This window comes from Butyrivibrio proteoclasticus B316 (genome assembly GCF_000145035.1).
Lineage (GTDB): Bacteria > Bacillota > Clostridia > Lachnospirales > Lachnospiraceae > Butyrivibrio > Butyrivibrio proteoclasticus.
On record NC_014387.1, the window covers coordinates 3308192 to 3321633 of the forward strand.

General features: G+C 42.7%; 12 protein-coding genes. All 12 read right to left on the bottom strand.

Translation table 11 applies throughout. The annotated features are described in order from the left end of the window. Window positions 1-56: 56 nt before the first annotated feature. The 12 genes from BPR_RS13985 to pfkA all read right to left on the bottom strand — a co-directional run bounded on the left by BPR_RS13985 (window position 57) and on the right by pfkA (window position 13150). Complete coding sequence (locus BPR_RS13985) at window positions 57-803, bottom strand: hypothetical protein (RefSeq protein ID WP_143754310.1); 747 nt, start codon at window positions 801-803, stop codon at window positions 57-59. Window positions 804-1597: 794 nt separating this feature from the next. Beyond that, window positions 1598-3169: a lysine--tRNA ligase gene (gene lysS / locus BPR_RS13990; protein ID WP_013282142.1), complete on the bottom strand. Its 1572-nt coding sequence runs from the start codon at window positions 3167-3169 to the stop codon at window positions 1598-1600. A 140-nt stretch (window positions 3170-3309) separates the two neighbouring features. Beyond that, window positions 3310-3795, bottom strand: coding sequence for a transcription elongation factor GreA (gene greA, locus BPR_RS13995; RefSeq protein WP_013282143.1), 486 nt, complete (start codon window positions 3793-3795; stop codon window positions 3310-3312). Window positions 3796-4075: 280 nt separating this feature from the next. Continuing rightward, window positions 4076-5053, bottom strand: coding sequence for a tRNA dihydrouridine synthase DusB (gene dusB / locus BPR_RS14000; protein WP_013282144.1), 978 nt, complete (start codon window positions 5051-5053; stop codon window positions 4076-4078). A gap of 60 nt (window positions 5054-5113) precedes the next feature. After that, a complete protein-coding gene (locus BPR_RS14005) occupies window positions 5114-5590 on the bottom strand; it encodes a DUF6145 family protein (RefSeq protein WP_013282145.1) in 477 nt (158 codons plus the stop codon). Window positions 5591-5621: 31 nt separating this feature from the next. Then, window positions 5622-6437: a type III pantothenate kinase gene (locus tag BPR_RS14010; RefSeq protein WP_013282146.1), complete on the bottom strand. Its 816-nt coding sequence runs from the start codon at window positions 6435-6437 to the stop codon at window positions 5622-5624. Window positions 6438-6537: 100 nt separating this feature from the next. Then, window positions 6538-7407, bottom strand: coding sequence for a biotin--[acetyl-CoA-carboxylase] ligase (locus BPR_RS14015; protein ID WP_013282147.1), 870 nt, complete (start codon window positions 7405-7407; stop codon window positions 6538-6540). Between the two features lie 126 nt (window positions 7408-7533). After that, window positions 7534-8529, bottom strand: a complete 996-nt coding sequence (argF, locus tag BPR_RS14020; protein ID WP_013282148.1) for an ornithine carbamoyltransferase — start codon at window positions 8527-8529, stop codon at window positions 7534-7536. Window positions 8530-8830: 301 nt separating this feature from the next. Continuing rightward, window positions 8831-9946, bottom strand: a complete 1116-nt coding sequence (locus BPR_RS14025; RefSeq protein WP_013282149.1) for a cell wall hydrolase — start codon at window positions 9944-9946, stop codon at window positions 8831-8833. Window positions 9947-10114: 168 nt separating this feature from the next. Continuing rightward, the gene (gene proC / locus BPR_RS14030) at window positions 10115-10909 is read right to left on the bottom strand and encodes a pyrroline-5-carboxylate reductase (protein WP_013282150.1); all 795 of its coding nucleotides are present in this window, start codon (window positions 10907-10909) and stop codon (window positions 10115-10117) included. Between the two features lie 97 nt (window positions 10910-11006). Continuing rightward, window positions 11007-11813 carry a TrmH family RNA methyltransferase gene (locus BPR_RS14035; protein ID WP_013282151.1) on the bottom strand — a complete coding sequence of 269 codons (807 nt, stop codon included), beginning with the start codon at window positions 11811-11813 and terminating at the stop codon, window positions 11007-11009. Between the two features lie 368 nt (window positions 11814-12181). Continuing rightward, on the bottom strand, window positions 12182-13150 hold the full coding sequence (gene pfkA / locus BPR_RS14040; RefSeq protein WP_013282152.1) for a 6-phosphofructokinase: 969 nt from the start codon (window positions 13148-13150) through the stop codon (window positions 12182-12184). Window positions 13151-13442: the final 292 nt, after the last annotated feature.

Below are 13442 nucleotides of genomic sequence, written 5' to 3' on the forward strand. Positions count from 1 at the left end.
TTGCGAATAAAAAACGCCACAAATTACTATTTTACCAGTAATCTGTGGCGTTTCTATTATTCACACTCGCAGAAAAGTTCATGTAGCATTTTTCTCATGCCTTTTATATCGAGTGGATTATTCTCTGTTTCATAGGTGAATATCAGGTTCTTGCCCGGATAAATCCCGCTGGCTCTATACAGGTCCATCTTTTCCATAGTGTCTATTCTGTAGCCCTCATCCCCCATTTTCCCAAAGTGCTCAAAATAGATTATCTCTCTGGTCTTGACCTTGAGGATCGTGAAGTCCGGGTATTTGATCTCACCGTTGAACATTTTGACCGGGTACTCATAACGATAAGGTATCCCAAACTCATATAGAGTATCCGCGATGAAGGCTTCAGATTTGGATCTGACTTTTTCTCCTCTTTTGGTGTCGTGGATTTTATGTTCAGGTTTGTATGGATTTGGTTTGAATGTTTTAGACTGCCATTCTTTGACTATTAGATCATCAGTTAAGATGTAGGGAGTGACGAGATTCTTCCTCTCGGGGATTAGGTTGTTGTAGGTGTTCTCCGCAGAGATCTTGTACTTTTGCAGGAACTTATCCAGCATTTCCATTTCTGCCTTGGCGGTTTTCAGAAAATGCTTGTTATAATCTTTCTGCGCGAGGGTCTTGATTTTATCCGATTCCTTCATTGGCAGATACTCTCCTACTTTATCAGCGCTGTCTGTCATTTTATAATAGCGCGTCTGCCTTTTGTTTCTGCTTACTCTGAGATGGCCGTCCGGAAATGTCTTTTCTGCCTTCTCTGCAAGTTTCATAGCTCTTTTAAGCATCTCTAAACGAGTATTAAGTGCTTTGAGCAATTCATTCATATGTATAGATTGTCCTTTCTACTTGTCTTTATACTCTGGTCTTAGGGTTCTGTGTAATTGTGGCTGTGGTTGACCTTGTTTTAAAAAATATGTTTTGGGGTTCTTCTTTTGGTTGGCGCTTAAGATTGCGGAATATGCCTTTTGGTTGCAGATTCTCCTTCTGAGGGCATACTATTATTCCGTTTTTGTCATCTGCCGGCTTTGAACGAGAGCAGGATATGCCCTAATTGAGAATTTCTTCTTGTATAAGGCATATTCTGCGTTTCAACGCAGTTCTGCAACCCGAAGAAGTATGCCCTAACTGAGAAGATTCTTTTGTATAAGGCATATTTAGCATCTCAGCGCGCTTCTGCACTCTTCTGTACCGCAGAAAAATATGCCTTGAGATAGTATTTTTGCTCATTAGAGGCATAGATGGACCTGATAAGCCCCCCTAAGCTCAACACTAGTCACAAGCACTAATCCACGTCAGCACTAAGTCCAACACTAGTCCTCAGCACCAATCCACGTCTGCACTAAGCCCAAACACTAATAAAAATGGAAAATTCCCACCCACCAGAACGATGAGCGGAGCCACAAATAAGAAGTGTGGCGAGGGGAGTAGTCCCCGGATTACCAAGAATACGGGCGCCACGAGGACGCCCGCCAGAAACAAATTCAAAAACTAAAAACAAAACACAAAATACAAATCAACCCGCCGATGAAACCCGCATAAATGCTGGGTTTCCGAGCACAACTCATCACTTCTTTACAGATTTTAAGGTTGGAAAGAGCAAAACGTCCCTGATGGTCTCGCTATCTGTAAGTAGCATGCAGAGACGGTCAATACCGTAGCCGATACCACCTGTAGGAGCCATACCGATCTCAAGGGCATTGAGGAAGTCCTCATCTGTGTGCTCTGCCTCTTCGTCGCCGGCTGCTGCGTTAGCATCCTGAGCAGCGAAACGCTCACGCTGATCGATAGGATCGTTAAGCTCTGAATATGCGTTACACATCTCCCAAGTATTGATGAAGAGCTCGAAACGCTCAACCTTCTCAGGATCTGTAGGCTTCTTCTTGGTAAGAGGAGAAATTGCAAGAGGATGATCCATGATAAATGTAGGCTGGATCAGGTTCTTCTCACAGTACTCTTCGAAGAAGAGGTTGATGATATCGCCCTTAGTGTGACGATCTTCAAACTCAATGTGGTGCTCCTTGGCAAGAGCCTTAGCTTCCTCATCAGTCTTAACTGCATCAAAGTCGATGCCTGCATACTTCTTGATAGCATCGTTCATTGTAAGACGCTCGAAAGGCTTGCCGAGATCAATCTCGTTGTCGCCATACTTGATGAGTGTTGTACCACACACCTTCTCAGCGAGGTAACGGAACATTGACTCTGTAAGTTCCATCATGCCTTCATAATCTGTATATGCCTGATAGAGCTCCATAAGTGTGAACTCAGGATTGTGTCTTGTATCAACACCTTCGTTTCTGAATACACGACCAATCTCATATACTCTCTCAAGGCCGCCAACGATAAGTCTCTTGAGGTAGAGCTCAAGAGAGATACGAAGCTTTCTCTCCTCATCAAGAGCATTATAATGTGTAATGAAAGGTCTTGCTGCTGCTCCACCTGCGTTCTCAACAAGCATAGGAGTCTCAACTTCAAGGAAGTCTCTATCAGCAAGGAAGTTACGAATCTCACGAAGGATAGCTGATCTCTTCTTGAAAGTTTCCTTAACATCTTCATTCATGATAAGGTCAACATATCTCTGTCTATAACGAATCTCTGTATCTGTAAGTCCGTGGAACTTCTCTGGAAGTGGCATAAGTGACTTGGATAAAAGAGTCAGCTCTTTAACATGAACTGAGATCTCACCTGTCTTGGTTCTGAAAGCAAATCCCTTAACACCGATGATATCTCCGATGTCCATTTTCTTGAAATCAGCATAAGCCTCGTCTCCAAGATCATTTCTGGAAACATAGAGCTGCATACGGCCATCTCTGTCCTGAAGATTAGCAAAAGATGCCTTACCCATTACACGCTTGGACATCATACGTCCTGCAAGAGAAACAACCTTGTCAGCAGGTACTTCTGAAAGAGGTACTACAACTGCCTTGCCTTCCTCGTCTACTGGAGGCACAAACTCCAATGCCTCAAAGTTATCTCTGACGTTCTGTGTATGATGTGTCTGGTCATATTTAACAATCTGGAAAGGATCCTTGCCTGCTGCCTGAAGCTCAGAGAGCTTGTCCCTACGTACCTGACGAAGACGTCCAACGTCCTCTGCAGGTGCATTCTGCTGATTGTTCTGCTGATTATTATCTGCCACTTTTTCTTCCTCCTATTATCATAAGAGCCAGCGAAATATCTTGTAAATCGCTGGCCCCCTAAATTCACATTTCATAAACTATCTGCTCTTGCAGATCTTATTGTTCGCATCCTCTTATAAAAGAAAGCTGCAATCTATTATCAAACTTCTGATCTCTCGATGCTAAGTACCTTGTACTTGATAACACCGGCCTGAGTCTCAACTGAAACAGTCTGGCCCTTCTTGGCACCGATAAGAGCCTTACCTACTGGAGACTCATTTGAAATCTTACCCTTAAGTGAATTAGCTTCTGATGAACCTACGATCTTGTACTCAAGTTCCTCGTCAAACTCAAGGTCCTTGATCTTAACCTTACATCCGATGCTGATCTTGTTGAGGTCAACGTCCTCTTCTACTACAACTTCAGCGTTCTTGAGGATCTTCTCGAGAGCTTCGATCCTAGCCTCGATATCTCTCTGCTCGTCCTTGGCTGCATCGTACTCAGCGTTCTCTGAAAGGTCGCCCTGTTCTCTAGCTTCCTTGATCTTCTCAGCTACTTCCTTACGCTTAACAACTTTCAGCTCATGAAGTTCATCTTCATACTTCTTGAGTCCTTCATAAGTTAAAATGTTCTTCTTTTCTTCCATTTGATAACCTACCCTTCATAATAGATTAAACCGCACAAATGTGGGCTTAGAGCGCGTATTTATAGATAATACTTCTTATTAAAAAGCTATTTTAACTTTGCTATTATATAGTCTATAAAAACATCTGTCAATGACCTAAAATTCCCCTTTATAGCTATTTGCGAAACATTTATTCGTTTACGCTATTGTGATATGGCGCTATTTCTTTACATTTTTCCAATAAGATATCCAAATATTGATCGAGTATAAAATATTTATTAATACCTTCTAATAGCGTTATTCAACTCAGCATGACTCTCTTGCAGGCTTCCTTGAGCGAATCCATATCTGTCATCTGGTTTATCTCATTTCTGAATCTGGCGCTTCCCGGCATTCCGACAGTGTACCAAGACACGTGCTTACGCATCTCGCGGATTCCGATGAACTCTCCCTTATACTTGAGTTGGAGATCAGCATGTCTGATAACTGTATCGTATATCTCCTGCGCTGTTGGGCGTTCGCAGGCTTCTCCCGTCTCGAAGTAGCTCTTTATCTCACGGAAAAGAAATGGATTCCCCTGGGCAGCTCTGGCTACCATAACGCCGTCGCACCCTGTCTCTTCAAACATGCGCTTCGTGCTAGGTCCATCAACTACATCACCATTACCGATAACAGGAATCTTAAGAGCTTCCTTGACCTGTCTGATAATGGTCCAGTCAGCCCGGCCTGAATAGTACTGTTCTCTTGTTCTTCCGTGGACTGCAACTGCTGCCGCGCCGCCTTCCTGAGCTGCAAGAGCGCACTCGACCGCATTTACCGATGCCTCTGTAAAACCTCTTCTGATCTTGACTGTAACAGGTCTGTCTGAAACCTCTGTAAGTGCCTTAACAATCTTCTCAATAAGCTCAGGGTTCTTCATAAGAGCTGAGCCCTCACCGTTTCCAACGACCTTGGGAACGGGGCATCCCATGTTCACATCGAGAATATCATAAGGCCTGTCCTTAATCATCTCTACTGCCTGCTGCATTATTTCAGGCTCTGATCCAAAGAGTTGAAGTGAAACCGGGTGCTCGTCCTCATGAATTTCCATGAGCATGTTTGTATTCTTGTTCTTGTAGGTGATGGCCTTGGCACTTACCATTTCCATGCACACAAGACCTGCTCCCATTTCTCTGCATAACAGACGAAACGGCAGGTCTGATACACCTGCCATTGGTCCAAGTATTATATTATTGTCCAGGGTTACGTTCCCTATCTGTAACTTGCCGTAGCCTGACATATCGTTCCTTTCACTATCCAAATGAATACGGATTGTTCCGCGCCATGCGCTCTCACAATCCTATTCTTCCAATATATCTGCCGGATTCTCGTGCAGAACATAAATCCTGTAATAGAGTCCAAGAGCCTCGAAGAGATCCTGTCTCTTACGTCTTACTTCGCTCACAAGAAGACCTGCTGTGATCTCATCGTAAGTGATATCCTCTTCATCAGCATTTGTTTCCATGCTGATAGTTCCGTCCTCTTCAAATACTATCGTGAAGATTCCACCAGCTTCCTGGGTAAAGAGAACACTGATTATATTGAGCTCTTTTTTGATGCTCTCAGGAATCTGCTTAAATACAGGGTTAAAGTAGTACTTCTGCTCATAAGCATTAGCTCCGCACAAAACTACTCTTCCACCTGCTGCCTGCTCGAAAACCCTTCCCTTATTGGTCTTCTGCATCTCATCAATCTTGAAATCTTTTTCCTCTTCCGTGGTCATATCCTTGTCACGGAATTCCTTGTTATATTGTTCTTCAAAATCTTTAGCACTCATCTCTTTTGCCCTTACTACTATTATTTATCCATCACTCAGGTGCATTTTGATTATCAAACTCCTTGAGCTGTGGCTTGGTTCTGCGGTTCTTCTCATAGAGGATCTGAAGTCCCCTAAGTGTCAGTATCGGATCGTAGACATCTATCTCTTTGGTCTCATCTGCAATGAGTCTTCCAAGACCGCCTGTCGCAATGACCTTGGTGTTCATAAGACCTGACTCTTCCTTCATCTTATCGATTATGTACTTGGTCTGCCCGATCTGTCCGTAGATAAGTCCCGCCTGCATACTGGAAATTGTCTCCTTGGCCAGAATTCCTGCAGGTTTCTTGATCTCTATCTCAGGAAGTTTGGCTGTATCCTGCCACAGAGCCTTGGCTGAAATTCTGATTCCGGGACATACAACTCCGGTAAAAAACTCACCTTTTTCATTTATCATAATATAGGTAGTTGCGGTTCCAAAGTCAACCACAAGAACAGGACCGCCGTAAATCTCATATCCTGCGACAGCGTCAACAATAAGGTCAGGGCCAACTTCTCTTGGATTGTCCAGAGAGATCTTAATACCGGTCTTGATACCAGGGCCCACAAGATATGGCTTCTTGCCAATATATTTAACTATCGCATTGACAAGTGCATGCATGACCTTGGGCACAACGCTTGCGATCATGACGCCCTCAATCTTGTCTTTATCCACATTGTTGATGTTCATAAGGGCCAGAAGCTCAAGTCCATACTCATCAGATGTCCTTGTAGTTCCCGTAGTCATCCTAAAAGAGCTGACCATTTTGTCGCCCTTGAACACGCCATATGTAATATTTGTATTTCCTACATCTACTACCAGAATCATTTTCTACCTCAGTTTATCATAACTTCTTGCGGGCAAAAGCGGGAAATGCCTCAAGAATCCTGCTTTGCAGGATACCGTATTTCTGAAGAAATTCGAGATCCTATGCATATCCATACAAGCCACGCACTGATACTTCGCCGGCGTTGATCTCGTACTCTTCGCCATCTTCATTGGATACTATAAGTGCCCCGAGAGAATTGATTCCGTGCGCTACAGCCTCATATTCTCCCTTTGGATCAAGCACTTTGACAATCTTATGCCTGTTGATGAGCCTTACTTCATATTGTTCATGCAAAAGAGTCAGATCATAGTTTACAGAGTACTTCTCATAGTTCTCTTCAAAACGCTTCATGCAGAACGCAATTACATCTTCTCTTGCCAGCTCCACTCCTGTAGTTGTCAGGATTGAGCCCGCTATATCTTTTATTTCCTCAGGAAATTCTGTCATGTTCACATTTATTCCAACACCTATTACAACGTCCCTTATGGTATTGTCATCATTCATGTGAAGCTCAGTAAGTATACCACATATTTTTTTACCTGCAATGACTATGTCGTTGGGCCACTTGATCTGTGGAAAATACTTGCACTCAGTAATGATCTGTCCCGGGATATTAACCTCAGTTGACCTGCTGAGCTGTGCATCCCTTGCACTAACCAGTGCATCCTCGATACCCTCAGCAATGGAAAGCCCCATTATAAGTGTCAGCATCGAAATGCGCTCAGGCGGTGCATCCGGTCTTATCAAAAGACTCATAGCGATATTATCTGTCTGTGGTGTCTCCCAGCTTCTGCCTCTTGAACCTCTTCCCTTAGTCTGAAGATCAGCAACAACTAAAGTTCCGGAAGGTGCTCCAAGCACTCCAAGTTCTCTTGCGTCATCGTTGGTTGAGCCGGTCTTTTCTTTATATATAAGATTCTGACCAGCCCATTTGGTATGTATTTTTTCTGCGATACTCTCCTGATTCATGTTTTTTCTTCCTTTATGCCTTAATTTTCCGTCGTATTAAATCAAGATTATTTTTGTCTTGATTATGTTGATTATTATTACACAATACTAATATATATGCTTTCCATTTATACATCAACTCTTATATTATTCGCTCTTTTTAAGAGTTGCATACATTACAGCCTTAATAGTGTGCATACGGTTTTCCGCCTCTTTAAAGACAATTGATCTGTCAGATTCAAAGACTTCATCCGTAACTTCCATCTCATTTAAGCCGTATTTTTCTTTAATTTCCTTGCCTATGCCTGTATTGAGGTCGTGGAAGGATGGAAGGCAATGCATGAATACGCACTTATCCCCTGCATTATTCATAATGTCCATTGTAACCCTGTATGGCTCGAGGTCTTTGATCCTCTCTTCCCATACACTGTCAGGTTCTCCCATTGACACCCAGATATCTGTGTAAATAACGTCTGCCCCCTTGGTTCCTTCTATAGGGTCCTCACAGAAATCAATTATTGCCCCTGTCTTCTTGGCAATATCAAGGCAGGTCTCAACCAGCTCTTTTTCCGGGAAGTATTTCTTGTTGGAGACTGCAGTAAAATGCATTCCCATCTTGGCGCATACAACCATCAGCGAATTTCCTGTGTTGTATCTTGCATCGCCCATGTATACCAGATGAATTCCGTTCAGCTTGCCGAAATGCTCTTTTATTGTCAAAAGATCTGCAAGCATCTGCGTAGGATGAAATTCATTGGTAAGTCCGTTCCACACAGGAACTGTGCTGTATTTGGCAAGAGTTTCAACTATTTCCTGCTCAAAGCCTCTGTATTCAATTCCGTCATACATGCTGGAAAGAACGCGTGCTGTATCGGCAATGCTCTCTTTTTTGCCAATCTGTGAATCTGTAGGGTTGAGATAGGTTGAACCCATTCCCAAGTCACTTGCCGCTACTTCAAAAGAGCATCTGGTTCTTGTACTTGTCTTTTCAAAGATAAGTGCGATGTTCTTGCCCTTTAGCTCATCGTGAAGAATTCCATTTTTCTTTTTCTCCTTGAGTGTGGCTGCAAGATCCACAAGATAAGAGATTTCCTCCGGTGTATAGTCCAACAGTTTCAAAAAGTCACGTCCGTACAGATTCATACTATTCCTCCTTGTTCACGCCTATAGCCTTATAATGTGTCATTACATCGATAATAACACATAAATATGCATATAAGCAATAATTATACATAATTTATGCATAATTATGCAGCTTAGTTAAAGAAAAATACTTTGCAAACCAAAATGTGCAGTCATCGGATGAGGATAATGATTCATAAAACGAAAAAAGACAGATTTGCTAGCTGTTATAAATAACATGAAAGGAACAAATCTGTCTTTTATATTCTTATAAATTACATCACAGGATCTAGAAGGAATATGTACGGATATACACCTGCCATCACCAGAATACATGAGCTCCGATGATAATACCCTCTCGCCCGTTAACTCTTCTAAAGTGAAGTGCACCGCCAACAGTAGTCTCGCCGTTAATAGCTGCCTGAGCCGCCTGATAGTTGGCATCTGCAATCTTGCCACTGTTATAAACTCTCGCCACAGTTCCGTTAAGAGCCGGTGTGAACTGACCTGAAGCATAGATAACGCTGTAAATACTGTTAGGATAAGCCCCACTCTTAACTCTGTTGAGAACAACCGCACCGACAGCAACTCTTCCTTCATAAGGCTGATTGCCTGCCTCGCACTGGATAAGTGCTGCAAGGAGTTTGACTTCATCAGCATCTGCACTGACAGCGCCGCGATTCTTTGTAAGAGAAGCTTTCTTCTCAGCCTCTTCACGAATCTTGATAGCCGCAATAGTCTCGCCCTGGTCGATCTTGAACTCGCTTGTTACATAATCGGACTGAACATAACCTGTTTCATCGTTGTAATCAACGCTGATCCAGCCATTGCCCAGATCCTCAATCATATCTACAAATACTTTTTCTGTGAGAACTCCAAGTACCTCGGCATTCTCATCAGCCTCTGCTCTGATATTAAGAGCATTACTCTGGCTGGTAACTATCTGCTTACCAACATCAGCAGCAAGGCTAAGTGCGTCCTCATCAAAGAGAAGGTAATCATCCTTGGCCCAACCAATCAGGTCGCCTGACTGTAGCTTGGTCCATCCATCTCTTCTCTCGAGAATCTTACCACCACAGTCTTTGTACAGGACTCCCACCTTGGCAGAATCCTCACTGGGCTCTTCTCTTACATTCATGGCCCTGGACACATTGGCCATTACAATTTTGGTCTCTGTCTCGTCGGCAGTGCTGGATGCGCTGCTGGCATCAGATGACTTATCAACGCTAGAAGCTACCTGAACTTCATAAGCATCAGCATCAATACCAAGTGGTGAAACGGGACTGATAATGTTCGAAATACCTGCCGCAACATCAGACATTGTCTTGTTGCTCCGGGCATCTACTGTTAACCCCTGAGAAAGTGTTAGAACGAAGATGAGACCACAAATAATGAAAAGTCTCATTATCCCACGGGATAACGTCGCCACTTTATTCATATCTTTGCTATCCTCTTAATTATTCCTATATTTAGCAACAAATGTCTTGCGCACAATTATTACATAATTGTTGCAATTTGTTACTATCACGAAAACATAAAGATATTAGCAAAAATTGTCATCTTTGTCAAATTTTAATACATTTATAAGTTGAATAATGCAAGAAAATTACAGGCTTTTACTCTTGTCAATGCAGGCAGTTACTGCATCTATCACTGCTGCGCGAAATCCTTTTTCCTCAAGTACTCTTACAGCCTCAATTGTAGTTCCTGCAGGTGAGCAAACCATGTCTTTGAGCTCTCCCGGATGTTTGCCTGTCTCTAAAACCATCTTGGCACTGCCAAGAACTGACTGGGCAGCAAACTCATAGGCCTGTTTTCTTGGCATTCCACCTGCCACAGCCGCATCAGCCATAGCTTCTATGAAAAGAAATACATAAGCAGGTGATGATCCGCTTACACCCACTACAACATCCATCATTGATTCAGGAACTGTATAAGCCTTACCAAAGCTCTCTAAGAGCTCAATGATAAAATGATAATCGTTGTCGTCCACAAGGTCATTTCTGCACACAGCTGAGCATCCCTCAAGTACAAGAGCAGGAGTGTTGGGCATTACTCTTACAAGCTTGACGGGTTTCTCAAACTCTTTTGCCAGCCAGCTGATTGTCTTGCCGGCAGCGATGCTGACTACAATCTTGTTGTCATCGATGCTGTCCATGATATCAGCGATCACAACCTTAAGATACTGTGGCTTAACAGCCAGAAAGATAATATCCGCATCCTTGGCAACTGCCTCATTAGAGTTGCGGATCTGAATGCCATACTTATTAGACACCTTAAGTCTTGTAGCCTCTGTTGCTGCTGTTCCAATAATCTCGTTAGGTCCCATGAGCCCTTTGGCAAGAATACCGCCGATAATGGCCTTAGCCATGTTTCCAAGTCCGATAAAACCAATTGTCATGTCACTTCTCCTCCTGTATGTATCATCTTATATCTGCATGTCTACACATGTTTATATATTTAAATTTACTACTGGTGGTGCTAGTGCTTAGCCTCTCTTACTTGCCCCTGCGCTGTCTTGATGCCTCGAAAGTAAGAATTGCTGAGGAAGTTGCCGCATTCATCGACTCAACCTCCCCTTTCATAGGGATAAGGATATATGTATCAGCCGCATCAGCTGTTTCCTTGGTAAGTCCGTTACCTTCATTACCGATAAGGAATGCTGTTGGATGTGTATAATCAAACTCGTCGTAGTTCTTTTCACCCTTTAGATGAGCTGCATATGTGTGTATACCGTTTGCCTTGAGTGTTTCAAGAACCTCCGGAATACTTTCCACATATATAAATGGCATTCTAAAGATTGATCCCATTGTTGACCTGATAACCTTGGGATTGTAGATATCTGCCGAGCCCTTGCTAAGGATTATTCCCGTAACACCAGCGCCCTCGCCAGACCTGAGCATTGTTCCAACATTGCCAGGATCCTGAATATTCTCAAGCACCAGAATAAGAGGCTTAGCCCCCTCATCATCCTGATTATAGCCCTCAAGAACCTCTTCCATTGTGTAGTGATACTGACTAATAACAGCAATGACACCCTGCGGCGTCTGTGTCGCAGCCATCTTCTTCATAACTTCGTCAGATACCTCTTCTGCACCATATCTCCACAGAATCTCTTTATCTTCCTCGCTGGCTTTATCAAGAAAGCGTGTTGTCACATACACTTCTCTAACCTGAAGTACCGGAGCTTCCCTTAACATCTTCATGCCTTCTATAACAAAAACATCATCCTCACGACGAGCCTTGCTCTTTTCTATATAGTTAACGACCTGTTTAACTCTATCGTTGTTTACACTTGTAATCATAAAAACCTCTATCTAAAAAATTTCACCCAAGAAAATATACACTAGTATAGCATACTTTAACCTACACATTCCAAACATTATCACACGTTATTCTGTATGTAGACATAGCGAAAAATTAGTGCAGTTCTTGAGCAGAATACTTGGCGAGGTATTTTCGAGCCTAGTATGAGCCACGGGTGCGCACTTAACGAGGTAATGCCGAGTTTAGTGCATCATCCCACGGCCGAGGACGATAATTCATAAGACGAAAAAAGACAGATTTGCTGACTGTTCTGAATAACATGAAAGGAAGCAAATCTGTCTTTATGAGTCTTAATGAATTACGCCGCAGACGAAAACCAGCATTTCTGCGGACTTGCCTTTATCAATTACAGGATACGAGCGATCTCGTACATGTACTCGTTGATATTCTTCTTCATTGCAAGAGCCTCGTCGATGTCGTAATCAACGAACTGGCCATTGCGGTAACTTACTACTCTGTTAGTCTTGCCTGCTGCAAGAATGTCTGCTGCGTAGCATCCCATCATAGAAGCATATACACGGTCCTTACATGTTGGGCTACCACCACGCTGCATGTAACCAAGGATAGAAGCTCTTGTCTCAAGACCTGTAGCAGCCTCGATACGACGAGCCATTGATGTTGAATGTCCGATACCCTCAGCGTTAACGATGATGTGATGAGTCTTACCCTTCTTACGGTTATCGATGATGTTATCGATAATTCTCTGCTCGTTGTAGTCATACTTCTCAGGAAGAAGGATGTCATCAGCTCCGTTAGCGATCGCGCACCAAAGAGCGATATATCCGGCATGACGACCCATAACCTCTACGATACTAACTCTCTCATGTGAAGAAGAAGTATCACGGATCTTGTCGATAGCTTCCATAGCTGTATTGATTGATGTATCAAATCCGATTGTATAATCTGTGCAGGCAATATCAAGGTCGATTGTACCAGGAATACCTACTGTATTGATTCCCTGAGCAGAAAGCTTCTGAGCACCACGGTATGATCCGTCACCACCGATAACAACCATTCCGTCAATGCCGTGCTTACGGCAGATCTCAGCGCCCTTAGCCTGACCTTCAGCTGTTGTAAACTCCATACAACGAGCTGTTCCAAGGATTGTACCACCCTTCTGGATGATATCAGAAACGCTACGTCTGTCCATATCAATGATCTCTTCGTTAAGAAGTCCCATGTATCCCTTCTTGATACCCTTAACTTTGAGTCCGTTAGCAAGTGATTTACGTACAACAGCTCTGATAGCTGCGTTCATGCCCGGTGCATCGCCACCGCTTGTAAGTACTCCAATAGTCTTGACCTGTTTTGCCATAATTATTTCCTCGATTCCAAACTAAAAATTGTAGAATTCTTCTCTAATAAATTCACTCAAAAATCTAATTAAATATAATACAAAAGCCTTAAATTGACAAGAGTTTGTCACACTTTTCTTTTATCTTATCGCAAGTTTTTTCAATCTGCAATGATTTAAAAAACTTTTAATTTTTATCTTTTTTATGTATTCATGTTAACTCTTTTACGGTTAATTATTATTCGCTTTCCTACTAATATATGTAACTCTTTTTCCAATCCATTTGTGTTATAATTTCTTCATATATTTAGTT